The following is a 24,244-nucleotide window of genomic DNA, read 5'->3' as shown; positions in this document are numbered from 1 at the left end:
ATGCTGATGGACGACGACACCGACGAGCAGGCCCTGGCGCGCGCGCCGCGCTGGCTGTTCGTCGCCGCGATCCTTGCCGGCTCCTTCCTGCTCTTCCTCGTCCAGCCGATGGTCGCGCGCATGGCGCTGCCCCAGCTCGGCGGTGCGCCGGCGGTGTGGAACAGCGCGATGCTGGTCTATCAGGCGCTGCTGCTCGGCGGATATGCCTATGCGCACTGGCTCGGCCGCGTGCCGCCGCGGATGCAGGCGACGATCCATCTTGCGGTGCTGGTCGGCGCCGCGCTCTGGCTGCCGATCGGCGTGATCGCGATGGAGCTGCCCGCCGATGCCCAGCCCGCGCTATGGGTGCCCTGGCTGCTCATCGCCTCGATCGGCCCGCTCTTCTTCGCCATCTCGGCCCAGGCGCCCCTGCTCCAACGCTGGTACAGCATCGCCAGCCATGGCCGCGATCCCTATGCGCTCTACGCCGCCTCCAATATCGGCAGCTTCGGCGGGCTGCTCGCCTATCCGCTGCTGGTCGAGCCCGGCCTGGCGCTCAAGGCGCAGAGCTGGCTGTGGACCGTCGGCTATGTCCTTGTCCTGATCCTGGTGGCGGGCTGCGCCGCGCGGCTGCCGCGCCAGGCCGAGGGCGAGCCGCACGTCGCAACGCACACGCCTGCGCCCGAATGGGGCCGGATCCTCCACTGGATCGTGCTCGCGCTCGTCCCCTCGGGATTGATGCTGGCGACCACCACCTTCCTCACCACCGATATCGTCGCGGTGCCGATGCTCTGGGTGCTGCCGCTCGGGCTCTACTTGCTCAGCTTCTCGGTCGCCTTTCGTGATGATGCGGTGCTGCCAGAGATCCTCACCAAGTTCGCGCCGGTGATCATCCTGATGTTCGGCGCGACGCTGATCGCCGGCCACCAGAAGCTCGCCTATATCAACGCGATCATCGGGCTGCTGCTGCTGTTCACCGTCGCGGTGACGCTGCACGCGCGCATGTACGCGCTGCGCCCGGCGCCCGATCATCTCACCGGCTTCTATCTCGCCATGTCGGTCGGCGGGGCGCTGGGCGGGGTATTCGCCGGGCTGATCGCGCCGATCCTGTTCGACTGGACTTATGAATATCCGCTGCTGGTCTTCGCCGCCGGCGCGCTGTGCCCGCAAATCTTCCTGGTGCCGCTGATCGGCGACCTGTGGGATCGCCACAGGCCGGCGAAGACGGTGGCGCTGATCGCAGTCGTCGCCGTGCTGGTCTGGCTCGGCATCGCCAATCCCGGCGGCGTCTTCGGCGAGATGCACGAGCAGATCGCCTTCGTCCTGGTCGCCGCGCTCGGGCTGGTCGCGATCGGCCGCCGCCCGGCCTATCTCGCGGCGCTTGCCGGCGGCCTGATCCTGTTCGGCGGCTATCGATCGATCCAGCTTTCGCTCACCGATGCGCGCACCCGCAGCTATTTCGGCGTCTACACCGTCACCGACTATCCCGACGAGCGCCAGCTCGCGCACGGCACCACGCTCCACGGCGTCCAGCTGAAGGGCGCGCGCTCGACCGAGCCGACCACCTATTATGTCCCCGGATCGGGCGTCGGCCAGGCGATGCAGGCGCTGCCCGACCTCTATGGCCCGGCGGCGCGCGTCGGTGTGGTCGGCCTCGGTACCGGCACGCTGGCCTGTTACGCCAGGCCCGGCCAGAGCTGGCGCTTCTTCGAGATCGATCCGGCGATCGTCCAGCTCGCCCGCGATTCGGGCAAGTTCACCTTCCTGCGCCAATGCGCCCCGCAGACGCGCATCTCGATCGGCGATGCGCGTGTGCGCCTCACCGAATCGGCCAGCGCCAGCCTCGACCTGCTCGCGCTCGATGCGTTTTCGTCGGACACGGTGCCGATGCACCTGCTCACGCGCGAGGCCTTTGCCACCTATGGCCGGGTGCTGGCGCGCAATGGCCTGCTCCTCGTCCATATCTCGAACCGCTTCATGGCGCTGGCCCCGGTGGTCTCCGCGGCAGCGCGCGACGGCGGCTGGCACGCTGTGCGGCTATCCTATGAACCGGGGCCCAATTTCGTCGCGGAAGAGACGCCCAGCGGCGGCACCAAGGTCGAGCAGGTCGAGACAGAGGCCGAATCGGCATCCGAATGGATCGCGCTCAGCCACGATCCCGTGCTGCTCAACCGGCTGGTCGCCCGCGGTGGCGGCTGGCGGCAGCTCGGCACCTGGCCGGGCTTCCAGCCCTGGACCGACGACTATGCCTCGGTGATCCCGGTCCTCCGCCTGCTCCATCCCGAGCTGGCGAACGACTAGCTCAATTGCCGGTGTCGCCCAGCGCCGCCTCGAGCGAATCGATCCGGGCCTGCTGTGCGGTCGCCGCCTTCTCGGCATCGGCAGAGGCCGAATCGAGCGCAGGGTAGGGCGGCAGGCCGTTCACGCCGCGCTGGGTCGCCAGCGCCTCCAGATCGGCCAGCGCTGCCGCGGCCGGGCGGCGCAGCTCGGCGAGCTGCCCCATCGCCACCTGCGCGTCGAGCCAGCGCTCCGATCCCTGGGGCAGGCCGCGCGCGACCGCGATCTTGGCCTCGGCATCCTGCGCCCCGGCGTTGAACGCCTTGGTGCCGGCGTCCAGGCTCGCGCGGATATCCGCGATCTGCTGGTCGAGCGCCGCATCCGGCGCGGCGACCGGCACGGGCCGATCAGGCTCGGCGAGGCTGGTCTGCTCGATGGGACGAGGCAGCAGAGAGGGGTAGCGCCCCGCCGGTTGGGTGCAGCCGGCGAGGGCGGTGAGGCTGAGCAGCAGAATAAATCGCATGAATGTGCCTTATGCCTGTGGAAAACTGCACGCAACGGCTTGCGCGATCTGAAAACCGCTTCTAAAGGCACCCCTCCAATGCGCGCCCGTAGCTCAGCTGGATAGAGCATCAGACTACGAATCTGAGGGTCGGACGTTCGAATCGTTCCGGGCGCGCCACTAAAAACCCCGCTAGGCCAATGGCTTAGCGGGGTTTTTATGTTTTGGGGTTCAGCGGGCCGTCGCTCAGGCGGTCGGCGGGTTGCTCGGCAGAATCACCGTTACGCGCAGGCCGCCGATCGGCGAGCGGCTCGCTTCGATCCGGCCATGATGCGCTTCCACGATCGCGCGTGCGGTCGCCAGGCCCAGGCCGGAGGCGGCGGATTCGTCGGCGCGGTCCGACGAGCGGTAGAATGGCTCGAACAGGCGCTGGGCGAGCATCACGTCCACGCCCGGGGCATTGTCGTCGATGATCAGCCGCCAGGCGTCGCGCGAGCTTTCCAGGCCGAGCACGATCCGCCCGTTCTTCGGCGTGTAGCGCAGCGAATTGTCGATCAGCGCGCCGAACAGCTGCTCGATTCGCGCGCCGTCCCATTTCACGATCACGGTATATTCGGGCAGCGTGCTGGTCTCGAGCCGCACGCCCTGCGCCTCGGCGCGCTTCTTGTCGGCATAGATGGCGTTGTGGATCAGCGCGCGCGGGTCCACCGGCGCGAAGGTGACCGGCAGGCGGCCGAGATCGGCGAGCGCCACGGCATTCAGGTCCTCGGCCATGTGGATCAGCCGACGCGTATCCTCCTCGATCGCGCCGATCAGCTCGGGGGCGAGGGGTGGCTGCACCTCGCACAGCTTGATGAAATGCTCGCCCATATTCTCGGTCGGGCCCTTGAGCTCGCCCGAGATCGAGACGAGCCAGGTGCGGCGCGCCGTCTCAAGCCGGCTGAACTGGCTGGCGATGCGGCGCAGGTTGCGCATCGTCGCCACGACCTCCGCGGGGCCATCCTCATCGAAATGGAGGTCGAGATCGCCGTTCACGACGTCGCGGCTCATCCGGTAGAGCTGGAGCTGCGGCCTGGACCAGCGCCGCGCGAAGACATAGGCCATCACCAGCAGCAGCACGAACAGCACCACCACGATCGCGGCGACGCCGATATATTGCGTGGCGAGCACCCGCCGGTCCTGGTCGCTGAGCTCGGGCGCGCGGACGATCCGGGCGCTCGCCACGGTGCGGCCATCGACCACCACCGGGCGCTCGGCCCGCGGCGCCAGCGAGCTGGTCGGCCCCGAGATCGCCTGGCCCTGCGGGTCGACGAGCAGCACGCGCCCGGCCAGCGGCCCGGAGAGCTGCGTCACCTGATCGAGCGGCCGCCCCGCACGCGATGCCTCGGCAGCGGTCTGCACAAAGGCGTCGAGCCGTTCGCCGTCGCGTTGCGCGAGCTCGGCCTGCTGGCCCTCGTGCATCACGAAGACCATCAGGCCGCCCGGCACGATCGCCGCGAGCAGCGCTTGCGCCGCCAAAGAGGAAAATATGCCCCGAAACAAACGCACGCGCTTACGATCTCCCCAGATTACGTCCGGCGTAGCCCCCGCCTGTTACAGACGCAATCCGACGTTCATTCCGGAACATCGAAGCTGTCCAGTATCTTGGCCCCGGCCATGAACACGGCGACCGGGCAGACGGCGAACATCATCCAGCCGCCCCAGCCCGGGAACTGGCCGAGATAATGCACCCCCCGCTCGGTCGCACCGCAGGCGAGCCCGTAGATCACGAGGAACGCCTCGAACTTGGTCTTGATCACGAAGAGGCGGCCGAGACGATGCAACATGCCAAGGGTTAAGCACGCGCCGTGCCAAGCGCGAAAACGCGTAGTTTCGCGTTAAATTAAATGGTTACCTGTAAGTAAATCCGACAGGTCCAGCGCTTCGAGCAATGCCCGCCGCGCCGCCTCGATCCGGCCGACCAGCGCGGGGTCGGCGATCGAATCGAAGGGGATCGCCTCGGGCCAGTGCGCCGCGATCACCGCCTCTATCCGGTCCGCCTTCGCAGGATCGAGCAGGAAGCGCGGGTCGACCTTTCCGGGATCGCAGACGACGCGCAGCCGCAGGCAGGCAGGGCCGCCGCCATTCGCCATCGATTGCCGCACATCGACCACCTCGAGCCGGCGGATCGGGCCATTGCCGGCGACATGCGCCTGCAGCCAGTTCCACACGCTCGGCGTCTCGCGCGCCTCGCCGGGCAGCACCAGCGCCATTTCGCCGGACGGGAGCGTGACCAGCTGGGCGTTGAACAGATAGGACTTGATCGCATCGGCCAGGCTCACCTGCGCGGCGGGCACCTCGACGATCTCGACCTCGGGCAGCATCGCGCGCAGATCGGCATGGAAGCGCGCCTTGTCGGCAAAGGCGTGCTCATGGGCGAACAGCACGCGCCCGTTCGCCACCGCGACCACGTCGTTGTGGAAGGCGCCCGCCGCGATCGCCGCCTCGGACTGCTGGACGAACAGCACGCGCTCGAGCCGGTGCCGCCGCGCTACTGCCGCGCTGGCGTCGGGATGCTGGCGGGCCGGGAAGGGCCCGCCCGAGATGCCGTAGACGAAGACTTCGACGCCGGGCGCGCCGTGCTCGGCGGCGAGGCGCATGTGATTGGCCGCGCCTTCGTCGCCGAACGGCGCCGGCACCGGGCCGTGCACGGTGAAGGCGGGGTTCGCGAAGGCGAGGCGGAGCTGCGCCAGCGTCTCGGGCCATTCGTGGCTGCGATGCGGCATCGTCACCAGGTTGGCGACGCTGAGATGGCACTTCCCATCGCCGGTATCGGGCGCGGGCGAGACGGTCGCCGCATTGGCCGCCCACATCGGCGAGGCCGACAGCGCCTGCGCCTGGCTATGGGGCGGCGCGTCCTCGAAGCGAGTGCCCAGGCTGGCGAGCCAGCGGTGATCGGGCCGCGCATGGGGCAGCAGGATGCCCTGGGTCAGCCCCAGCGCCATGTTGGCGCGCATCTTGGCGATGCCCTGCAGCGCCGCGGCGCGCGGATAGGAGGTCTCGCCCCGGTTGCGCGTCGCCGCCAGGTTGCCGGGGCTGAGCCCGGCATAATTGTGGCTCGGGCCGATGATCCCGTCGAAGTTGATCTCGAGGAGCATCAAATTCCTTCCCCAGCTTGCTGGGGGAGGGGGACCGCGCCCGAAGGGCGTGGTGGAGGGGCCGCGCCATAGGCGCGGGGCGCCTCCGCCGCGCGGGAGACCGTCGCGGATGCGACGGCCCCTCCACCACCGCGCTGCGCGCGGCGGTCCCCCTCCCCGAGACAAGCTCGGGGAGGAATATTACCGGCCCACATGCAGCACCTCATCTCCCACGCCGACGCCGAGCAGCTCGGCGGCGCGCGGATCGATCGCCACGCCGCCCTCGCGCGCCGCCACGCGGCCCTGCGTCACCCGGAAGTCCTTGAGCGTGCCCGTCGCGACCAGCGCCGGCTCGCCGCCGCCCTCCACCGCCGCCACCGGCGCAGCCTTGGCGTCACGCACGGTGTTCACCTGGTCGGTGCGCGCCGTCATCGTCGGGCCGCCATCGAAGATGTCGACGTAGCGCTCCCAGGCGAATCCCTCATTCTCGAGCATCCGCATCGCGGCCCGGCCCGAGGGGTGGGGCAGGCCGATCACGCTGCGGGCGCTGTCCTGGAGCATCGCGGTGTAGACCGGGTATTTGGGCATCAGGTCGGCGATGAACTGGTTGCCATGCACCGCATTGAAGCTGTCCGCCTCCTGGAAGTTCATCCCGAAGAAGCGGCCGGCGATGCCGTCCCAGAAGGGCGATCCGCCCGCCTCGTCGATCACCCCGCGCAGCTCGGCGAGGATCTTCTCGGCGAAGCGCGCGCGGTGGCGGGCGATGAACAAATAGCGGCTGCGCGCGAGCAGCATCCCCAGCCCGCCGGCGCGCTCGCCGGGGTGGAGGAACAGTCCGCCGACTTCGCTCGCCCCCTCCAGGTCGTTGACCAGGCTCAGCGTCTCGGCGCGAAAGGTGCGGCCGAGTTCCTCGCTATGCTTGGTCTCGGTGGCGAGGCGATAGGAATAGAAGGGCCAGCGCTGGCCGACCGCGGTGAAGATCTGGCAGGTGCCGCGCACTTCGCCGGTATCGGCATTCTCGAGCACCAGCACGAACACGTCGTCGCCGGTCTCACCCTCGGCGCGCTCGAACGCGACATGGCTGCGGGCGAGCTTGGCGCGCAGCACGTCCTTTTCGGGCTGGAGGTTGGTGAAGCCGCCCCCGGTGAGCTTCGCCATCTCGTAGAGCGCCTGCAGATCCTCGTCGCGGGCAGCCCGGATCACGAAACTCATAACTTCCCCTTCTCGGCGATACGCAACATGGTGACGGCGGAGAGCGCGGCGCGTTCGGCGAGGCTCTCCGGGATCAGGAACTCTTCCGGACTGTGGATCAGCCCGCCGCGCGCGCCCATCGTATCGACCACGGGCACGCCTGCAGCGGCGATGTTGTTGCCGTCGCACACGCCGCCCGAGAATTTCCAAGAGACGGGAATGCCGAGGTCGGCGCCGGACCGCTTCACCAGTTCGAACAATTTCTCGGCACCGGCGTCCAACGGCTTGGGCGGGCGGTTGAAATTGCCATGCACGTGCACGCGCACGTCATGCTTCACCGCGACGATCGCCACCGCCTGGTCGATCGCGATGCGCGCCCTGGTGATCGCCTCGGCATCCTTGGGGCGGAAGTTCACGCGTAGGATGGCGAGATCGGGCACGACATTGTTCGGCCCGCCGCCGTCGATCTTGGCCGGGTTCACCGCCAGGCCGGGGGCCTTGGCGTCATTCAGCCGCATCGCCAGATCCGCCGCGGCCACCAGCGCGTTGCGCCCCTCGTCCGGGTTGCGCCCGGCATGGGCGGACTTGCCGTGCACCATGATCGAGAAATTGCCCGTGCCCCCGCGCGCGCCGGCCAGCGTGCCGTCGGGCAGGGCAGGCTCATAGGTGAGCGCCGCGACCTTGCCCTGCGCCGCCCCGGCGATCAGCCCGGCGGAGGAGAAGGATCCGGTCTCCTCGTCGGAATTGATCAGCACCTCATAGCCGAGCTGCCCGGCGAGCGGGCTCGCCTCCACGGCCTCGAGCGCGGCCAGCATCAGCGCCAGGCCGCCCTTCATGTCGGCGGCGCCCGGCGCGTTGAGGTTGCCATCCGGCAGCCAATGGTTCGCCTGGAAGGGGTGATCGGCGCCGTAGACCGTGTCCATATGCCCGGTCAGCAGGATCTGCACCGGCGCATCGGGGCGCACCGCGAGATGCAAATGGCGGCCATGCGCCAGCGGCAGCACCTCGCCTGCCGCGGTGACGCTGTCGGCCGCCTCGGGCTCGACCAGCGCGAGGTGTCCGGGCAGTACGGAGAAGGCATCCGCCAGCGCATCGGCCATCCGCACAAGGCCCGCCAGGTTGCGGGTGCCGCTGTTGATCGCCGTCCACGCCTCGGTCCGCGCCAGCATCGGCGCCGCCGCGGCCCTCTCCACTGCCGCGCATTCTGTCTTGGAAAGCTCGGTCATCCCGCGGGCGTAGCGCGAAATATTATTGCCGTCAGCCCCGGCGAGGGGTGAGGCTCATGCAATTTGGGTATGGCGCGTCAGAAATCGACGACGAGCGCGGCGCGGCTGGTCGTGTCGGTGGTCTTGCGCCCGAGCGGCGGCGCGCTTTCGAACTGCATCGAATAGCTGAATTGCGCCGAGAGCGGCCCGATCAGCTTGGTGAGCAGCGCCGACTTGGACGAGACCGTGCTGTTGGCGTCCTGCACATAGGCGGAGGCGACCTGCGTCACCGAAATGCCCTTGGCGACCTTCCAGCCGAAATCGATGCTGCCGCGCGCCGCGGCATTGCCCTGCTGGGTCGCGTCGATGAAGTGGGTGTAGCGATAGGCAGGACCGACTTCGAGGTCGAGCTTCACCGCGGGCGACTTGATCGCGCTGTAGCCGATGCCGGTAGACAGCGACACGCGGTCGGTGAAGCCCGAGAAGCGGTCGCTTTCATATTGCGCCGCGCCGTAGAGATAGGCGCGGTCGTCGAACTTCCAGTTGGGCTCGTAGGCGACGAGGTAGCGCTCGCGCGTGGTGACCCCCAGGCTCTCCTGGTAATCGGCCTGCGCCCGCAGCTTGTGGCGCCATTCCAGCGCCTCGCGCTTGATCTCGAACGCGGCGGTGATGCCCACATTCTCGGTATTGCCGGTGGTGACATAGCCGCCCAGCTCGGCATGGCCCTTCACCAGGTCGAAGAAGTCGGCGCTGCGGATCTTGGCCTGCGCCTTTTTCAGGCGGGAGTCGCGCCAGTCGGCGGCGATCTTCACCAGCTGGTCGGCGCTGTCCGGCGCGGCGCTGCGCGCATATTTGACGATGACGGCGACGTCGTTCTCGTTGCCCGATTCCATCGCTGCCTCGAGCATCAGCTTGAGCGCCGGCGGCACGTTCGCGGCCGCCAGCGCGGCGGCAGCACCGTCATCGTCGTCCGCCATGGCCGGAGCGGCGGCGAGGAACAGCGGCAGGGCAAGGAGCAAGGCGCGCATGAACGGGTCCGTATCGCCGTTATGGGAGCGAAACTAGGGCAGGATCAGACGAGATGTTGTCCAAAGACGGTCAACAGTTCCTTATAGAGCTCCCGCTTGAACGGCACGATGATGTCGGGGAGATCTTTTGGCTCCGCCCAGCGCCAGGCGCGGAATTCGGGCTCGGCGGTCTCGATGTTGACGTCGCTGTCCTCGCCGAGGAAGCGGAACAGGAACCAGCGCTGGCGCTGGCCGCGCCACTTGCCCTTCCAGATCCGTCCGACCAGATCCTCGGGCAGGTCGTAGAACAGCTCGTCGGGCGCGGTGGCGATCAGCTCGGCATGCTCGCGCTCGACGCCGGTCTCTTCCCACAGCTCGCGCCACGCCGCGTCGAGCGGGTCCTCGCCGGGATCGATCCCGCCCTGCGGCATCTGCCAGGCCTCGACCACCGAATCGAGCCGCTGGCCGACGAACACCTGGCCGTCGCGATTGAGCAGCATCACGCCCGCGCAGGGGCGATAGGGAAGGGAAGCGATATCGGTCATGGCGCGCTCGTAGCGCGGGATCGCCCGCCAAGCCACCCTCGTCATCCCCGCGCAGGCGGGGATGACGGAAGGGGGAGGGCGACCTACGTTCGTCGCGTGATCCATCTCGTCCATCACCCCGATTATGTCGCCCCGGCGCCGGCTCGCAGCCAGTATCAGTGGAACAAGAACGGCCTGGTCCGCGACCTGCTGCGCGAAGAGGGCGATCTCTTCGCCTGGCACCAGCCCGAGCCGATGCCCCGCGCCTGGCTCGAGGCGGTGCACGATCCCGACTATGTCGAGCAGGTCCTCACGGCGTCGGTTCCGCCCGAGAAGGAGCGCCGCATCGGCTTCCCGGTCACCCCCGAGGTCGCGAGGCGGTCCCAGGCCGTGCCCGGCGGCACGTACCTCGCCGCCAAGCTCGCGCTCGAGCACGGCTTCGCGGCCAACACCGCCGGCGGCAGCCACCACGCGCTCGCCGATACCGGCGCGGGCTTCTGCGTGTTCAACGATCTCGCCATCGCCGCGAACCGGCTGGTCGAGGAGGGCCACCGCGTCCTGATCGTCGATTGCGACGTCCACCAGGGCGACGGCACCGCCTCGCTCACTGCGGGCCGGCCCGAGATCGCCACCTATTCGATCCATGCCGAGAAGAACTTCCCGGTCCGCAAGGCGCGCTCCACGCTCGATGTGCCGCTGGCCGACGGGGTCGGCGACGACGAGTATATGGAAACGCTGGAGCGCAGCTTGCTCCCGCTGCTCGAGGGATTCGCGCCCGATCTCGTCCTCTACCAGGCCGGCGTCGACCCGCTTGCCGGCGACCGGCTGGGCCGCCTCGCCCTCAGCTATGATGGGCTGGTCACCCGCGACCGCTGGATTTCCGGCGTCATGACGTCACGCGGCATCCCCTTCGCCAGCGCGCTGGGTGGCGGATACGGCGAGGACGCGCTCGAAGTGTCGCACCGCCACGTCGCCTCGATCCTCGCGCTGGGACAGGCAGTTGCGGGCCGGGCTTTGCAGGTTTGAAATTGGGGCGTAGACATCTGCGCAACGATATAAAGAAGCAGGAGACCGGCAATGGCGACTGCCGCGCATACGCTCACGCCCGAGGAGGCGTCGGCGCATCCCGCACCCGAGGCGATCGTGGTTCGCTTCGCCGGCGATTCCGGCGATGGCATGCAGCTCACCGGCGGCCAGTTCACCTTGTCGACCGCGCTAGCCGGCAACGACCTCGCCACCTTCCCCGATTTCCCCGCCGAGATCCGCGCGCCCCAGGGCACGCTGTTCGGCGTCTCCGCCTTCCAGATCAATTTTGGCTCGGCCCAGATCGACACCGCGGGCGACCAGCCCGACGTGCTCGTCGCGATGAACCCGGCGGCGCTCAAGACCAATGTCGAGGCGCTCAAGCCCGGCGGGCTGATCATCGCCGACGAAGGCGAGTTCGGCCAGCGCAACCTCGACAAGGCGAAATATGCCGCCAATCCGCTCGAGGACGGCAGCCTCGCCAAGTGGCAGCTGCTCAAGCTCAACATCTCGCAGCTCACCCTCGATGCGGTGAAGCCCTTCGGCCTCGGCAACAAGGAGGCGCTGCGCTGCAAGAACATGTGGACGCTCGGCCTGGCGCTGTGGATGTTCGACCGCGACCGTCAGCCTCTCGTGGACTGGCTCAAGGCCAAGTTCGCCAAGGCGCCCGAGCTGGCCGAGGCCAATATCGCCGCGCTGAACGCCGGCCATGCCTATGGCGAGACCGCCGAGCTCGGCGCGATGGGCATCTCGCAGCGCCAGGTCGCCGCCGCGCCCGCCGAGCCGGGGCTCTACCGCACCGTCACCGGCGCGGAGTCGATCTCGCTGGGGCTCGTCGCCGGCGCGCAGCTCGCCAACCTGCCGATGTTCTTCGGCGGCTATCCGATCACGCCTGCCTCCGCGATCCTCCACGCGCTCGCCCGTTACAAGGAATATGGCGTCACAACCTTCCAGGCAGAGGACGAAATCGCCGCGATCGCCTCGGCGCTAGGAGCCGCCTATGCCGGCAGCTTAGGCGTAACCTCCTCTTCGGGACCCGGCATCGCGCTCAAGGGCGAGGCGATGGGCCTGGCGATCATGACCGAGCTGCCGCTGGTCATCGTCAATTCGCAGCGCGGCGGTCCCTCGACCGGACTTCCCACGAAAACTGAGCAATCGGATCTATATCAGGCAGTCTACGGCAGAAATGGTGACGCGCCGATGCCCGTACTCGCGGCGCGATCGGCCGCCGACTGCTTCGACGTCGCAATCGAGGCGGTGCGCATCGCCACCCAGTACATGACTCCGGTGATGCTGCTGACCGACGGCTATATCGCCAATGCCGCCGAACCCTGGAAGGTGCCGGACATGTCGGGCTACGCGCCCTTCCCGGTGGTGTTCCATACCGAGGTACCGCCCGAGGGCGAGAAATTCCTGCCCTATGCCCGGGACGCCAAGCTCAAGCGCCCCTGGGTCAAGCCGGGCACGCCGGGCCTGCTGCATCGTATTGGCGGGATCGAGAAGGCGCAGGGCACCGGCAACATCGATTATTCCCCCGCCAACCACCAGGCGATGACCGACATCCGCCGCGACAAGGTGCTCGGCATCGACATTCCGGACCAGGCGGTCGAGCAGGGTCAGGCGGGCGGCAAGCTCGTCGTGGCCGGCTGGGGCTCGACCTATGGCCCGATCGCCCAGGCGGTGCGCCGGGCGCGGTCAAAGGGGCATGACGTCAGCCATGTCCATATCCGCCACATCTGGCCGCTCCCCAAGAATCTAGGAGCATTGCTAGGGAGTTACGAGCATATCCTCGTGCCGGAAATGAATACCGGCCAGCTCAAGACGGTGCTGCGCGACCAGTATCTCGTCGATGCCAAGTCGCTCACCAAGGTCTCGGGCCAGCCCTTCCGCATCGCCGAGATCGAAGCCGCGATCGCCGAGCATATCGGCGCCGACTTCGACCAGGAACTTCCGCCGAGCAATAGCCAGCTGCCCAGCCCGGAGGCTGTGAATCCATGAATTCCCTCTCCCATCGGGAGAGGGCGGGAGCGCCGAAGGCGCGGAAGGGCGAGGGCGACCTCAACTCTTCGACCCTCACCCTCCCATCGCTGACGCGATGGGCCCCTCCCTCTCCCGGTGGGAGAGGGGAAGAAGGTATGAGCCGATGAACGAGATCACCACCATCCGCCCAAGCACCCCCAAGGACTGGGAGACCGACCAGGAGGTCCGCTGGTGCCCGGGCTGCGGCGACTATGCGATCCTCAAGGCGGTGCAGCGCACGATGCCCGAGATTGGCGCCACGCCGGAGAACACGGTGTTCGTCAGCGGCATCGGCTGCTCGTCGCGCTTCCCCTATTACATGGAGACTTATGGCTTCCACACCATCCATGGCCGCGCGCCTGCGGTGGCGACGGGGGTCAAGCTCGCCAATCCCGAGCTCGACGTGTGGATCATCACCGGCGACGGCGATGCGCTGTCGATCGGCGGCAACCACACGATGCACCTGCTACGGCGCAACCTGAACTGCCAGTTCCTGCTGTTCAACAACGAGATCTACGGCCTCACCAAGGGACAATATTCGCCGACCAGCCGCGAAGGCACGCGCAGCCCTTCCACACCCTTCGGCTCGGTCGACCACCCCGCCAAGCCTTGCGCCTTCGCGCTGGGGGCAGGGGCACGCTTCGTCGCCCGCGCGATCGACGTCCACAAGAACCTGCCTAGCGTACTCAAGGCCGCGCATGCGCACCAGGGCGCGGCGTTCGTCGAGATCTTCCAGAACTGCATCGTCTACAACGACGACGTCTTCGAACCCTTCACCGCCAAGCCCAATGCCGCGGCGAACCAGCTCTGGGCCGAGCATGGCCAGCCTTTGCTCTTCGCCGGCGGCACCAAGGGGCTGACGCTCGACATCGAGCGGCTCACGCTCAAGATCGTCGACGTCACCGATGGCGACTGGCAGGGGGCAGGGGTCATCGTCCACAACGTCACCAATCGCGCCGTCGCGCACATGCTCGCAGAAATGCCTTTCGGCCCGTTTCCGATGGCGCTGGGCGTGCTCTATGACGATCCCGCGCCCACCTTCGAGAGCGCCGTCGTCGCGCAGAACAAGGCCGCCAGCGAGGGCAAGGCCACCGACCTGCAGAAGCTCGTCGCCAAGGGCCAGACCTGGATGGTCGACAAGGAACCGCACAAGCTGTGATCCGCATCGCTATCGGCTTGCATTGATCCACCGGTGCCGTATCCGCGGCGAATGCTGACCCGCGCTCCCGCCGGCGCCCTTGTGCGTGAACTTGCGCCGGCCCGAAGCGTCTATCCGCAATGACCTCCGCCGAGCGCACGCCGAACAGCTTCCGTACCCCGACCGAGCGCGCCCGCCGCCACGATCTTGATGCGCTGCGTGCGGTGTTCCTGCTGTTCGGCATCCCGTACCACGCCTCGCTCACGGCGCGGCCGGGGCCGTGGATCGCCAATTTCCACGAGCGCTCGCGCGATTTCATCCAGCTCGCCGACTATCTCCACCTGTTCCGCATGCCGGGCTTCTACATGATCGCCGGCTATTTCGCGGCGATGCTGCTCCAGCGCCGCCCGGTTGCCACCTATCTCCCGTCGCGCCTCCACCGGCTCGTCCCGCCCTTCCTGGCCGGCACGCTGCTGCTGGTGCCCGCAATGCACTTCCTGCTGCTGCTCGAGGCCGGCCACCCCGATCCGCTCGGCCGCTGGTGGGAGATCATGACATGGGCGGAGCGCAATCCGTTCGAGCATCTCTGGTTCGTCCAGGTGCTGCTCTACTACACAGCGGGCCTCGCCGGGCTGGTCTGGCTGTTTCCCGCGCTCGCCCGTGCCGAGCTCGGCGGCGAGAGACCCGGGCTGGTGCGCGGGTTCGTGCCGATCACGATTGCCGTCGGTCTGCTGCTCGGCCTGCTTGGCCTGGGTTCGCTTCAGCTCGAGCGCTATCGCTACCTCGACAATTTCGCGGTCAATTTCCTCTCGGCCCGCTACGCGCTCGATTACCTGCCCTGGTTCGCGCTGGGTGCCGTTCTCCAGCGGATTCCCGCCCTCGATCGCCGCTTCGCGCGCTTCTCCTGGATCCTGTTCCTCACCGGGCTGGTGGCGAGCATCGCGGTGGTGTTCGGCGAGCGGCTGGTGCCGTTCCTCTGGCGCCCGGTGCTCACCGGCGTCGCCGCGATCTGCCTCACCCAGGCGTCGCTCGGCGCGCTGGCGCACTTCATCGACGGCGAGCGGCGCTGGGTGAAGGCGCTCGTCTCGGCCTCCTTCGTGATCTACCTGTTCCACGAGCCGCTGATCGTGCTCGCCACGCCGTGGCTGGACCTGCTGCCGATCCCGGTCTGGCCCAAGTTCATCCTGCTGTGCCTAGTCGCGTTCTTCGGCTCCTACGGCATCTGGAAGCTGATCAAGCTGAGCCCGGCGCTGCGCTATCTGTTCAATGGCGAGCGCAAGAAGAAGCGTGTCGAACGCTAGGCTTGCTCGGCGCGCCCGCGCGTGCATTGTGCGCCCGAAATGCATGCACCGCTAAGTCAGTCTGTTCCGGAAACCCCGCGCCGCGTCAGCTGGTCCGCGCGCGCGCTCGCCCGCTTCTTCCGCCGTCAGCTCGACAGGATCGATGCGGGCATCGCCCAGGGCAGCCTGTCGCTCGGCCTGCCCGACGGCACCGCCCGCCTGCTCGGCGGCCGCGCGGAAGGGCCTGCAGCAGTCGTCGACCTGCGCAGCTGGCGCGCTTTGCTCCGGCTCGCGATCGGCGGCTCGATCGGTTGGTACCAGGCCTGGGCTCTCGGCGAATGGGCGAGCCCCGATCCAGTCCAGATCTTCGCGCTGTTCGGGCTCAACCGCGCCGCGCTCGCCCGCCAGGCGCGCGCCTCGGGCCTGTCGCGCCTTGCCAAGCGCCTGCTCCATTGGCGCAACCGCAATCATCGCGGCGGGTCGCGGCGCAACATCCAGTTCCATTACGACCTGGGCAACGACTTCTACCGGCTCTGGCTCGATCCGGGCATGACCTATTCGAGCGCGCTGTTCACCGCGCCCGGCCAGTCGCTGGAGCAGGCCCAGCACGCCAAGCTCGCCGCGATCCTCCGGCGCACGAACACGAAGCCCGGCGACGAGATCCTCGAGATCGGCTGCGGCTGGGGAAGCTTCGCCGAGCTGGCGGTGGCCGAGGGGCGCAAGGTCCACGGCATCACGCTGTCCACCGAGCAAAAGGCCTGGGCCGAGACGCGCGTGCCCGAGAACGCCCGTTTCACCCTCACCGATTATCGCGACGTGGCGGGCCGCTATGACGCCATCGCCAGCATCGAGATGGCCGAGGCGGTGGGGGAGGCCTATTGGCCCGCCTATCTCGACGCGATCGCCGGCGCGCTCAAGCCCGGCGGCCGCGCAGCGCTCCAGATCATCACCTTCGACGATGCGTTCTTCGATGCCTACGCCGCGAACGTCGATTTCATCCAGGCCTATGTCTTCCCCGGGGGGCTGCTGCTCTCGGAGTCCCGCTTCGCCACGCTGGCCGCGGCGCGCGGGCTCGCCACCCAGGATCGCACCGGCTTCGGCCTCGACTATGCCGAGACGCTGCGCCTGTGGCGCGAACGGTTCGACGCGGCGGTGGCCTCAGGCACGCTTCCCGCGCAATTCGACCGCAAGTTCATCGACTTGTGGCGCTATTATCTGATGTATTGCGAAGGTGGGTTCAGAGGCGGCGGGATCGACGTTGTCCAGCTCACCTTGGTCAAGGAGGCGGGGACATGAGGCGCTGGATCGCGGCGGGCGCGCTCGCGCTGGCGGCATTGGCAGGGCAGGGGGCGGTCGCCCAGGCGGTGAGCTCGCCCGACGTCGAGATGCAGGCCGGCGACAATTCGGGGCTGCGCAAGGTCGGCGCCGAAGTGCTGTTCTGGAGCCAGGCCCAGCGCGACCAGAATTTCCCGCACATGGAAAAGCTGTTCCCCGGCCATATCGTCAAGGCGGGGGCCAAGGTCCGTCCGCTTCCCGCCGGCACGCCGCTCGCCTTTCCCGACGCCGATCTCGACGCCTTCATCGCCGCGCAGAACATCGCTGGGCTGATCGTGCTCAAGGAGGGCAAGATCGTGCTCGAGCGCTATGCCCGCGGCTATTCGCAGCAGGGCCGCTGGACCAGCTTCTCGGTCGCCAAGTCGTTCACTTCGTCGCTGGTCGGCGCCGCGATCAAGGACGACTATATCAAGTCCGTCTCCGAGCCGGTGACCAAATACATCCCCGAGCTCGTAGGCAGCGGCTATGACGGCGTGACGATCGCCCAGCTGCTCACCATGACCTCGGGCGTGAAGTGGAACGAGGATTACACCGATCCCAAGTCCGACGTCGCCCGCATGTTCCTCGAGCCGGTGCCGGCGGGGGAGGATCCCACCGTCTTCTACATGAAGAAGCTCCCGCGTGAGACCGCGCCGGGCAGCAAATGGGTCTACAAGACCGGCGAGACCAACCTGATCGGCGTGCTGGTGATGCGCGCGACGAAGCAGCCGCTCGCCACCTATCTGAGCGACAAGATCTGGAAGCCCTATGGCATGGAGCAGGATGCGTTCTGGATGGTCGATCCGTCCGGGCACGAAGTCAGCGGCTGCTGCCTGTCGGTGAGCCTGCGCGACTATGCCCGGATGGGCCAGTTCGTGCTCGAAGGCGGCACGGGCGTCGTTCCGCCCGGCTGGTACCGCGAGTCGACCGCCGCGCATGCCGATATCGGCGTGCCGGGGCGTGGCTATGGCTATCAATGGTGGACCTATCCCGAGGGCCGCTTCGGCGCCCAGGGCATCTTCGGCCAGACGATCCGGGTGGACCCGAAGTCGAAGGTGGTGATCGCGGTGTCGGCAGCTGCGCGCAAGGCCTCGGACGACGCATACGGGATGGCGCGCACGGCGTTCCTCAACCGGCTGTTCGAGGCGGCAGCGAAGTAAAGCAACCCAGCTGTGCCCCGACGAAAGCCGGGGCCCGGATTCTCCGCCGTGTCGCTTGTGACGCCTGGCCCCGCTTTCGTCGGGGAACAGCAGATGTTAGCCCGCGACCCGCTCGAAATGCCCGGCCTCGAAGCCCGACACCGCCAGCGCCGCGATCCGCTCGGCCACGACCTCGGGCGCCTTCACGCTCGCTGGATCCTCGCCAGGAAAGGCGCGCGCGCGCATCTTGGTGCGGGTCGCGCCGGGGTCGAGGATGCACACGCGCACCTTGCTGATGTGCGCGACTTCCTCGCCATAGGTGAGCAGCAGGTTGTCGAACGCCGCCTTGGACGAGCCGTAGACGCCCCAATAGGCGCGCGCCGTGCGCCCCACGCTGGAGGTCACGCCGATCACCCGCGCCGCCTCGGCCGCCTTGAGCATCGGGTCGAACGCCGCGAGCAGCGCCGCCTGGGCAGTGACGTTGAGCGTCAGCACCTTGGCATATTCCTCGAAGTCGATCGCCGGCACCGCGCTCAGCGTGCCGAGCGTCGCGGCGTTGAGCACCAGCACGTCCAGCGCCTTCCAACGCCCGCCGATCGCCTCGGCGAGCCGGGCGATGCTGTCATTCTCGGTCAGGTCGAGCGGCGCGATCGTCGCCGATCCGCCCGAGGCGAAGATCGCCTCCTCGATCTCCTCGAGCCCGCCCGCGGTGCGTGCGGTGAGGATCACATGCGCGCCCTGCTTCGCCAGTTCGATCGCCGTTGCCGCGCCGATGCCCCGGCTCGCACCGGTGACGAGCGCCGTGCGCCCGGAAAGTGCCCCCTCGGTCATGCGGGAATCAGCCCACGCGCTCGTGGAGCAGCGCGAACTGGTCGGTCGGCGGGCCGCCTTCGTCCTGATCGGTCAGCGTCGTCGGATATTCGCCGGTGAAGCAGGCATCGCAATATTTCGGGTGGATATCCGCGCGATGCGCCTCGCCGAGCGCCTTGTAGAGCCCGTCGATGCTGACGAACGCGAGGCTGTCGGCATGGATGAACTCGGTCATCCCGCCCACATCCATCTTCGCCGCAAGCAGCTTGGCGCGCTCGGGCGTGTCGACGCCGTAGAAGCAGCTGTGCCGCGTCGGCGGGCTGGCGATCCGCATATGGACCTCCGCCGCGCCGGCCTCGTGCATCATCTGCACGATCTTCAGGCTGGTGGTGCCGCGCACGATCGAATCGTCGATCAGGATGATCCGCTTGCCCTTGATCAGGTCGCGATTAGCGTTGTGCTTCAGCTTCACGCCCAGATGGCGGACCTTGTCGCCCGGCTGGATGAAGGTACGGCCGACATAGTGCGAGCGGATGATGCCGAGCTCGAACGGGATGCCGCTCTGCTGGGCATAGCCGATCGCCGCGGGCACGCCCGAATCGGGGACGGGGACGACCAGATCGGCGTCCACCGGCGCCTCGATCGCCAGCTGCGCGCCGATCGCCTTGCGCACCGAATAGACCGAGCGGTTGTCGCTGATCGAATCGGGGCGCGAGAAATAGACATATTCGAAGATGCACGGCCGCGGCCCGACCGCTGCGAACGGCTTGTGCGACGAGATCTCGCCGCCCTTGACGATCACCAGCTCGCCCGGCTCGACGTCGCGGACATAGTCGGCGCCGACCACGTCGAGCGCCACCGTCTCGGAGGCGAAGACGATCGTGTCGTCGAGCTTGCCCATCACCAGCGGCCGGATGCCCAGCGGATCGCGGCAGGCGATCATGCCCTCGGGCGTCATCACGATCAGCGAATAGGCGCCCTCGACCTGCTTGAGCGCGTCGATGAACCGGTCGATCAGCGTTCGGAACTGCGAGGTGGCGACGAGGTGGATGATCACCTCGGTGTCCGAGGTCGACTGGAAGATCGCGCCGCGGCGGATCAGGTCGCGGCGCAGGCGCATCGCGTTCGAGATGTTGCCGTTGTGCGCGATCGCGAAGCCGCCGCTCGAGAGCTCGGCATAGAGCGGCTGCACGTTGCGCAGCGACGTCTCGCCGGTGGTCGAGTAGCGGACATGGCCGCAGGCGGTGTCGCCGTGCAGCGCACGGATCACTTCGTCGCGGTCGAAATTGCCCGCGACATGGCCCATCGCCCGGTGGATGTGAAACTGGTGGCCGTCGAAACTGGTGATGCCCGCCGCCTCCTGGCCACGGTGCTGGAGCGCGTGCAGCCCGAGCGCGACGGCGGCCGCAGCCCCGTCCATGCCGGAAACACCGAAAATGCCGCACTCCTCGCGCAGCTTGTCGTCGTCGAACGGGTTCGTGGTAAGCATCAGCCCTCGGTGGGGTTGGAACTGTCGGGCCGGCATATAGGCGCTCCGTCCCGGTTTGTCGCCCGTCTGTCACAAAGAAATGAACTTACAGGGTTTTTCGGTGGTTTTTCAGGGCGAAAGGAGACGTTCCCATGCCCAGCCCGCAGATCAAGGACGAAGCGCTTTACGAGAAACTCCGCGCCGAGGGGAACTCGAAGGAGAAGTCCGCGCGAATCGCCAACGCCAAGGCCGCCGGCACGCTCGACCATCCAGGCGGCACGCTCGAGAGCCGCTCGAAGAACCAGCTCTACGACGAAGCCAAGGAGATCGGCATTGAGGGCCGCTCGGAGATGGACAAGGACGAGCTGGTGAAGGCGATCCGGGGTCATTGAGCAAGCCGTCATCCGCTATTGATCGTCATCCCCGCGGAGGTGGGGATCCAGAGCCAAACAAGACATCGCTTAGTTGCCCTGGATCCCCGCCTTCGCGGGGATGACGATGGGTTTATGGCGCGCTACATCGCTCTTTGTGGATACCAATCGCGAAACGGGCCTCACGCTCGACCCGAAATACGACGCCGCCGGCCTGATCACCGCGGTCTGCACCGATCCGCAAGGCGAGGTACTGATGCTCGCGCACATGAACGCCGAGGCGCTCCAGGCGACGCTCGACACCGGCGAGGCGACTTTCTGGTCGCGCAGCCGCGGCAGGCTCTGGAAGAAGGGCGAGACTTCGGGCCATGTCCTCAAGGTCCTCGAAGCCCGGATCGACTGCGACCAGGACGCCGTCTGGCTCAAGGTCGAGCCGCACGGCCCGGCCTGCCACACCGGCGCGCCGAGCTGTTTCTACCGCGTGATCGAAGGCGGAAAGCTGGTCCGCGGATGAGAGCAGGGCGCTCACCCGAAACCCCGGGGAACCGCATCGCGTTCACCGCGATGCTGCTCCTCGCCGCCTGCTCCAGCGGCAACGCCCCCACGAACAAGGCCGAAAAGCCCCAGGACCTGGAGAAGGCCGCGATCGAGCGCGGCCTCGTCCGCAACCCGGCGGATACCGACATCGCCGGCCTCTACGCCCGCGACACCGATCGCATCTGCATCGTTCCCGACGAGCAGCTCGGCTACCGGATCGGTGCCTTCGTCGATTATGGCGACCGCATCACCTGCTCGGGCACGGGCCGCGCGAGCCGGGTAGGGGCCTCGCTTCATATCGAGTTCGGAGAGGACGGCAGCTGCTCGTTCGATGCCAAATATGACGGCGACAAGATCGCCTTCCCGGGCGCGCTGCCCGATGGTTGCAACAAGTTCTGCGCAAGGCGGGCGTCCTATGCGGGGCTGGAAGTGACCCGGCTCAGCGAGTCGGCCGCCGAGGCGGCCGCGATGCGCGACGCGAACGGCAAGAGGCTCTGCGGCGCCAACTAAAGCCGCTTCCAATGTTGGATTTCGTCTGAAACACTCGCGTCATGCCAATACGCGACCAGAAGGATGCGAGACCGTACCGCCACCGCCCGGCGGCGGGCGCCGCTGCGCGCTCCGGAGGGAAAGCCACGGCCCCGCGCGCGTGAATGTCACGGCTTTTGTGACTTTCCGCCATTTGAGTGAGTTGACGTTCACGTAAAGGGAAGGTATTTTCCATGCCCATGAACGCACCAGCCTTTCCGCTCGAAGCCCTCGCGCCGATCGAGCCGCGCCCGGACCGCGATGCCTTCACCATCTCGGACCTGTGTGCCGAATTCTCGGTCACGCCCCGGGCGCTCCGCTTCTACGAGGACGAGGGTCTGATCGCCCCCGAACGCCGCGGCACCTCGCGCATCTATTCGCACCGCGACCGCGCCCGGCTCGCCTGGATCCTGCGCGGCAAGCGCGTCGGGTTCAGCCTCGGCGAGATCAAGGAGATGATCGATCTCTACGATGTCGGCGATGGCCGCAGCACCCAGAAGCAAGTCACGCTCGAGCGCTGCCTCGATCGCATCGCCCTGCTCGAGAACCAGAAGCGCGATATCGACGCGCACATCGCCGAGCTCCACCAATTCGTCGACCTGCTCAAGAGCAGCGACTAGTCCCCGAGGAACCTGAAATGCCCCAATATACTCCGCCGGTGCGCGACACGCGCTTCATCCTCGAGCAGGTGATCTGCCTCGATCGCTACGCCAATCTGCCGGGCTTCGAGAATGCGACGCCTGACACGGTCGACGCCGTGCTCGAGCAGGGCGGCCAGTTCGTCGCCGAAGTGCTGTTCCCGATCAACCATTCGGGCGACCAGGAAGGCTGCAAGCGCCATGACGATGGCAGCGTCACCACGCCCGCCGGCTTCAAGGAAGCGTACAACCAGTTCGTCGAGAGCGGCTGGGGCACGCTGAGCTTCCCCGAAGCGGTCGGCGGCCAGGGCATGCCGCATGTCGTCTCCACCGCGTTCCAGGAGTTCATGATCTCCTCGAACATGGCCTTTGCCATGTATCCCGGCCTCACCCACGGCGCGATCGCCGCGCTGATGGTCAAGGGTTCGCCCGAGCAGCAGGCCAAGTACGTCCCCAAGATGGTCGCCGGCCAGTGGGGCGGCACGATGAACCTCACCGAGCCGCAGTGCGGCACCGATCTCGGCCTGATCAAGACCAAGGCGGAGCCCCAGGCGGACGGCTCGTTCCTGATCACCGGCACCAAGATCTTCATCTCGTCGGGCGAGCATGACCTGACCGAGAACATCATCCACCTCGTCCTCGCCAAGACCCCGGGCGCGCCGGAGAGCAGCAAGGGCATCTCGCTGTTCGTGGTGCCCAAGTTCCTGGTCAATGACGACGATACGCTGGGCGAGCGCAATGCCGTCTCGTGCGGCTCGATCGAGCACAAGATGGGCATCCACGCCAACTCGACCTGCGTGATGAACTATGACGGCGCCAAGGGCTGGCTCGTCGGCGAGGAAATGAAGGGCCTCGCCGCGATGTTCATCATGATGAACGCGGCGCGTCTCGGCGTCGGCCTCCAGGGCCTCGGCATAGGCGAAGTCGCGCTGCAGAACGCCGTCCAGTACGCGCATGACCGCCGCCAGGGCCGCGCGCTCACCGGCCCGCAGGAGCCGAACGAAAAGGCCGATACGCTGTTCGTCCACCCGGACGTGCGCCGCATGCTGATGGAAGCCAAGGCGCAGACCGAGGGCATGCGCGCGCTGTGCCTGTGGGGGGCGCTCCAGGTCGATCTCGAGCACGCCGCCGCGACCGAGGAGGAGCGCCAGCTCGCTGCCGATCTGGTCGGGCTGCTCACCCCCGTCATCAAGGGCGTCGGCACCGATATCGGCTACAAGGTCGCGACCGACAGCCAGCAGGTTTATGGCGGCCATGGCTACATCGCCGAATGGGGCATGGAGCAGTATGTTCGCGATGCCCGCATCTCGATGATCTATGAGGGCACCAACGGCGTCCAGGCGATGGATCTGGTCGGCCGCAAGCTCGCGATGAACGGTGGCCGCGCGGTCCAGGCCTTCTTCAAGCTGGTCGCCGAGGAAGCCGCTGCCGCCAAGGGCGACGAGAAGCTCGCCGTGCTGGCCGAAGGGCTGGAGAAGGCGCTCGGCCATCTCCAGGGCGCGACGATGTGGCTGGCCCAGAATGGCTTCAAGAACCCCAACGACGTCGGCGCCGGCGCCTATCCGTACATGCAGCTCACCGGCACGGTGGCGCTCGGCCTGATGTGGCTGCGCATGGCCAAGGCGGCGAACGAAGCGCTGGCCCAGGGCTCGGGCGACGCCAAGTTCTACGAGGCGAAGCTGGTCACCGCCCGCTTCTATGCCGAACGCTTCCTCCCCGACGCCAGCGGCCTGCGCCGCAAGATCGAGGCCGGCAGCGAAGCGGTGATGGCACTCGATCCGGAGCTGTTCCGCGCGGCGTAAGCCAGAGCCCCCAAACTGTTCCCCGGCGAAAGCCGGGGGCCCAGGGACGGAAAGCGAAAACCGCGCAAGGGCGCCGCAGCTACCCAGCTGCGGCGCCCTTGCAATGTTGGAATGTTCTATTTATGTTCCAATCTCGTTTGTAGGACATTGCGATCTGCTAAAGCGCGCGTGGGAACATCGCACCGGCGAGCCTAGAGAGTCTCGATGCAGCCCGCCTGCGCGAGTTGCAGAGCAAGAAATGGAAGCGTGCCTGGAAGCTGGATCTGATCGAGGAGGTGAATCCGCGCTGGCGCGATCTCTTCACCGACCTAGGCCCCTTGTAACCTGGACCCCGGCTTTCGCCGGGGAACAGGATTGGTGTTCTCATAAGTTCCCC

General features: G+C 67.5%; 22 protein-coding genes, 1 tRNA gene and 1 pseudogene. 14 read left to right on the top strand and 10 right to left on the bottom strand.

From position 1 onward, the window contains the following. Window positions 1–6: 6 nt before the first annotated feature. The gene (locus ABLE38_RS17655; protein ID WP_348975561.1) at window positions 7–2,280 is read left to right on the top strand and encodes a fused MFS/spermidine synthase; all 2,274 of its coding nucleotides are present in this window, start codon (window positions 7–9) and stop codon (window positions 2,278–2,280) included. Between the two features lies 1 nt (window position 2,281). On the opposite strand, the gene ABLE38_RS17650 is transcribed toward ABLE38_RS17655, so the two are convergent. Then, the gene (locus ABLE38_RS17650) at window positions 2,282–2,779 is read right to left on the bottom strand and encodes a hypothetical protein (RefSeq protein ID WP_348975560.1); all 498 of its coding nucleotides are present in this window, start codon (window positions 2,777–2,779) and stop codon (window positions 2,282–2,284) included. 82 nt (window positions 2,780–2,861) lie between these two features. Between ABLE38_RS17650 and ABLE38_RS17645 the strand changes: the two genes are divergently transcribed. Further along, window positions 2,862–2,938: transfer RNA gene (locus ABLE38_RS17645), tRNA-Arg, on the top strand. 66 nt (window positions 2,939–3,004) lie between these two features. Here ABLE38_RS17645 and ABLE38_RS17640 read toward each other — a convergent pair. The 7 genes from ABLE38_RS17640 to ABLE38_RS17610 all read right to left on the bottom strand — a co-directional run bounded on the left by ABLE38_RS17640 (window position 3,005) and on the right by ABLE38_RS17610 (window position 9,822). Next, window positions 3,005–4,276: an ATP-binding protein gene (locus ABLE38_RS17640; RefSeq protein ID WP_348975559.1), complete on the bottom strand. Its 1,272-nt coding sequence runs from the start codon at window positions 4,274–4,276 to the stop codon at window positions 3,005–3,007. Window positions 4,277–4,371: 95 nt separating this feature from the next. Next, window positions 4,372–4,584, bottom strand: a complete 213-nt coding sequence (locus ABLE38_RS17635; protein WP_348975558.1) for a hypothetical protein — start codon at window positions 4,582–4,584, stop codon at window positions 4,372–4,374. 51 nt (window positions 4,585–4,635) lie between these two features. Continuing rightward, the gene (locus ABLE38_RS17630; RefSeq protein ID WP_348975557.1) at window positions 4,636–5,895 is read right to left on the bottom strand and encodes an N-succinylarginine dihydrolase; all 1,260 of its coding nucleotides are present in this window, start codon (window positions 5,893–5,895) and stop codon (window positions 4,636–4,638) included. Between the two features lie 180 nt (window positions 5,896–6,075). Continuing rightward, a complete protein-coding gene (locus ABLE38_RS17625) occupies window positions 6,076–7,086 on the bottom strand; it encodes an arginine N-succinyltransferase (RefSeq protein WP_348975556.1) in 1,011 nt (336 codons plus the stop codon). Next, window positions 7,083–8,291, bottom strand: coding sequence for a hydrolase (locus ABLE38_RS17620; protein WP_348975555.1), 1,209 nt, complete (start codon window positions 8,289–8,291; stop codon window positions 7,083–7,085). Before ABLE38_RS17620 ends, ABLE38_RS17625 begins: the two co-directional genes overlap by 4 nt. A 77-nt stretch (window positions 8,292–8,368) precedes the next feature. Further along, window positions 8,369–9,298 carry a DUF481 domain-containing protein gene (locus ABLE38_RS17615; protein WP_348975554.1) on the bottom strand — a complete coding sequence of 310 codons (930 nt, stop codon included), beginning with the start codon at window positions 9,296–9,298 and terminating at the stop codon, window positions 8,369–8,371. 44 nt (window positions 9,299–9,342) lie between these two features. Then, window positions 9,343–9,822: an RNA pyrophosphohydrolase gene (locus ABLE38_RS17610; protein WP_348975553.1), complete on the bottom strand. Its 480-nt coding sequence runs from the start codon at window positions 9,820–9,822 to the stop codon at window positions 9,343–9,345. Window positions 9,823–9,918: 96 nt separating this feature from the next. On the opposite strand from ABLE38_RS17610, the gene ABLE38_RS17605 reads away from it, so the two are divergent. The 6 genes from ABLE38_RS17605 to ABLE38_RS17580 all read left to right on the top strand — a co-directional run bounded on the left by ABLE38_RS17605 (window position 9,919) and on the right by ABLE38_RS17580 (window position 17,735). Then, on the top strand, window positions 9,919–10,827 hold the full coding sequence (locus ABLE38_RS17605; protein WP_348975552.1) for a histone deacetylase: 909 nt from the start codon (window positions 9,919–9,921) through the stop codon (window positions 10,825–10,827). A gap of 51 nt (window positions 10,828–10,878) precedes the next feature. Then, window positions 10,879–12,822: a 2-oxoacid:acceptor oxidoreductase subunit alpha gene (locus ABLE38_RS17600; RefSeq protein ID WP_348975551.1), complete on the top strand. Its 1,944-nt coding sequence runs from the start codon at window positions 10,879–10,881 to the stop codon at window positions 12,820–12,822. Between the two features lie 145 nt (window positions 12,823–12,967). After that, window positions 12,968–14,002 (top strand): 2-oxoacid:ferredoxin oxidoreductase subunit beta, encoded by a 1,035-nt coding sequence (locus tag ABLE38_RS17595; protein WP_348975550.1) that lies wholly within the window; start codon window positions 12,968–12,970, stop codon window positions 14,000–14,002. A 119-nt stretch (window positions 14,003–14,121) separates the two neighbouring features. Further along, window positions 14,122–15,282: an acyltransferase family protein gene (locus ABLE38_RS17590; protein WP_348975549.1), complete on the top strand. Its 1,161-nt coding sequence runs from the start codon at window positions 14,122–14,124 to the stop codon at window positions 15,280–15,282. 39 nt (window positions 15,283–15,321) lie between these two features. Then, window positions 15,322–16,557, top strand: coding sequence for a cyclopropane-fatty-acyl-phospholipid synthase family protein (locus ABLE38_RS17585; RefSeq protein WP_348975548.1), 1,236 nt, complete (start codon window positions 15,322–15,324; stop codon window positions 16,555–16,557). Further along, window positions 16,554–17,735, top strand: a complete 1,182-nt coding sequence (locus ABLE38_RS17580) for a serine hydrolase domain-containing protein (RefSeq protein WP_348975547.1) — start codon at window positions 16,554–16,556, stop codon at window positions 17,733–17,735. The genes ABLE38_RS17585 and ABLE38_RS17580 overlap by 4 nt, the downstream gene beginning before the upstream one ends. Before the next feature lie 96 nt (window positions 17,736–17,831). On the opposite strand, the gene ABLE38_RS17575 is transcribed toward ABLE38_RS17580, so the two are convergent. Both ABLE38_RS17575 and purF read right to left on the bottom strand, forming a co-directional pair. Beyond that, the gene (locus ABLE38_RS17575) at window positions 17,832–18,545 is read right to left on the bottom strand and encodes an SDR family NAD(P)-dependent oxidoreductase (RefSeq protein ID WP_348975546.1); all 714 of its coding nucleotides are present in this window, start codon (window positions 18,543–18,545) and stop codon (window positions 17,832–17,834) included. Window positions 18,546–18,552: 7 nt separating this feature from the next. Beyond that, window positions 18,553–20,013: an amidophosphoribosyltransferase gene (gene purF / locus ABLE38_RS17570; protein WP_348975545.1), complete on the bottom strand. Its 1,461-nt coding sequence runs from the start codon at window positions 20,011–20,013 to the stop codon at window positions 18,553–18,555. Window positions 20,014–20,144: 131 nt separating this feature from the next. On the opposite strand from purF, the gene ABLE38_RS17565 reads away from it, so the two are divergent. The 6 genes and pseudogenes from ABLE38_RS17565 to ABLE38_RS17540 all read left to right on the top strand — a co-directional run bounded on the left by ABLE38_RS17565 (window position 20,145) and on the right by ABLE38_RS17540 (window position 24,191). Next, the gene (locus ABLE38_RS17565) at window positions 20,145–20,384 is read left to right on the top strand and encodes a Rho termination factor N-terminal domain-containing protein (RefSeq protein ID WP_348975544.1); all 240 of its coding nucleotides are present in this window, start codon (window positions 20,145–20,147) and stop codon (window positions 20,382–20,384) included. A 136-nt stretch (window positions 20,385–20,520) separates the two neighbouring features. Next, the gene (hisI, locus tag ABLE38_RS17560) at window positions 20,521–20,877 is read left to right on the top strand and encodes a phosphoribosyl-AMP cyclohydrolase (RefSeq protein ID WP_348975543.1); all 357 of its coding nucleotides are present in this window, start codon (window positions 20,521–20,523) and stop codon (window positions 20,875–20,877) included. Between the two features lie 50 nt (window positions 20,878–20,927). Further along, entirely contained in the window at window positions 20,928–21,410 is a 483-nt protein-coding gene (locus ABLE38_RS17555) for a hypothetical protein (protein WP_348975542.1), read from the top strand. A 218-nt stretch (window positions 21,411–21,628) separates the two neighbouring features. Next, window positions 21,629–22,048, top strand: a complete 420-nt coding sequence (locus ABLE38_RS17550; protein WP_348975541.1) for a MerR family DNA-binding transcriptional regulator — start codon at window positions 21,629–21,631, stop codon at window positions 22,046–22,048. Between the two features lie 17 nt (window positions 22,049–22,065). Further along, window positions 22,066–23,868, top strand: a complete 1,803-nt coding sequence (locus ABLE38_RS17545) for an acyl-CoA dehydrogenase C-terminal domain-containing protein (RefSeq protein WP_348975540.1) — start codon at window positions 22,066–22,068, stop codon at window positions 23,866–23,868. A 103-nt stretch (window positions 23,869–23,971) separates the two neighbouring features. Beyond that, window positions 23,972–24,191, top strand: a pseudogene (locus tag ABLE38_RS17540) (hypothetical protein). Window positions 24,192–24,244 lie beyond the last annotated feature (53 nt).

Origin of the sequence: Sphingomonas sp. KR3-1, assembly GCF_040049295.1 — a bacterium.
Classification (GTDB): domain Bacteria; phylum Pseudomonadota; class Alphaproteobacteria; order Sphingomonadales; family Sphingomonadaceae; genus Sphingomonas.
This window is presented reverse-complemented; position numbering and strand designations above follow the sequence as displayed.

Bases quoted from the DNA above. Each gene is read 5' to 3' on its own strand.
- ABLE38_RS17555 (WP_348975542.1), top strand. From the start codon at position 20,928: ATGCTGCTCCTCGCCGCCTGCTCCAGCGGCAACGCCCCCACGAACAAG.
- ABLE38_RS17650 (WP_348975560.1), bottom strand. From the start codon at position 2,779: ATGCGATTTATTCTGCTGCTCAGCCTCACCGCCCTCGCCGGCTGCACC.
- ABLE38_RS17655 (WP_348975561.1), top strand. From the start codon at position 7: ATGGACGACGACACCGACGAGCAGGCCCTGGCGCGCGCGCCGCGCTGG.
- ABLE38_RS17595 (WP_348975550.1), top strand. From the start codon at position 12,968: ATGAACGAGATCACCACCATCCGCCCAAGCACCCCCAAGGACTGGGAG.
- ABLE38_RS17575 (WP_348975546.1), bottom strand. From the start codon at position 18,545: ATGACCGAGGGGGCACTTTCCGGGCGCACGGCGCTCGTCACCGGTGCG.
- purF (WP_348975545.1), bottom strand. From the start codon at position 20,013: ATGCTTACCACGAACCCGTTCGACGACGACAAGCTGCGCGAGGAGTGC.
- ABLE38_RS17565 (WP_348975544.1), top strand. From the start codon at position 20,145: ATGCCCAGCCCGCAGATCAAGGACGAAGCGCTTTACGAGAAACTCCGC.
- ABLE38_RS17580 (WP_348975547.1), top strand. From the start codon at position 16,554: ATGAGGCGCTGGATCGCGGCGGGCGCGCTCGCGCTGGCGGCATTGGCA.
- ABLE38_RS17610 (WP_348975553.1), bottom strand. From the start codon at position 9,822: ATGACCGATATCGCTTCCCTTCCCTATCGCCCCTGCGCGGGCGTGATG.
- ABLE38_RS17620 (WP_348975555.1), bottom strand. From the start codon at position 8,291: ATGACCGAGCTTTCCAAGACAGAATGCGCGGCAGTGGAGAGGGCCGCG.
- ABLE38_RS17585 (WP_348975548.1), top strand. From the start codon at position 15,322: ATGCATGCACCGCTAAGTCAGTCTGTTCCGGAAACCCCGCGCCGCGTC.
- ABLE38_RS17545 (WP_348975540.1), top strand. From the start codon at position 22,066: ATGCCCCAATATACTCCGCCGGTGCGCGACACGCGCTTCATCCTCGAG.
- ABLE38_RS17550 (WP_348975541.1), top strand. From the start codon at position 21,629: ATGAACGCACCAGCCTTTCCGCTCGAAGCCCTCGCGCCGATCGAGCCG.
- ABLE38_RS17615 (WP_348975554.1), bottom strand. From the start codon at position 9,298: ATGCGCGCCTTGCTCCTTGCCCTGCCGCTGTTCCTCGCCGCCGCTCCG.
- ABLE38_RS17630 (WP_348975557.1), bottom strand. From the start codon at position 5,895: ATGCTCCTCGAGATCAACTTCGACGGGATCATCGGCCCGAGCCACAAT.
- ABLE38_RS17590 (WP_348975549.1), top strand. From the start codon at position 14,122: ATGACCTCCGCCGAGCGCACGCCGAACAGCTTCCGTACCCCGACCGAG.
- ABLE38_RS17600 (WP_348975551.1), top strand. From the start codon at position 10,879: ATGGCGACTGCCGCGCATACGCTCACGCCCGAGGAGGCGTCGGCGCAT.
- ABLE38_RS17625 (WP_348975556.1), bottom strand. From the start codon at position 7,086: ATGAGTTTCGTGATCCGGGCTGCCCGCGACGAGGATCTGCAGGCGCTC.
- ABLE38_RS17635 (WP_348975558.1), bottom strand. From the start codon at position 4,584: ATGTTGCATCGTCTCGGCCGCCTCTTCGTGATCAAGACCAAGTTCGAG.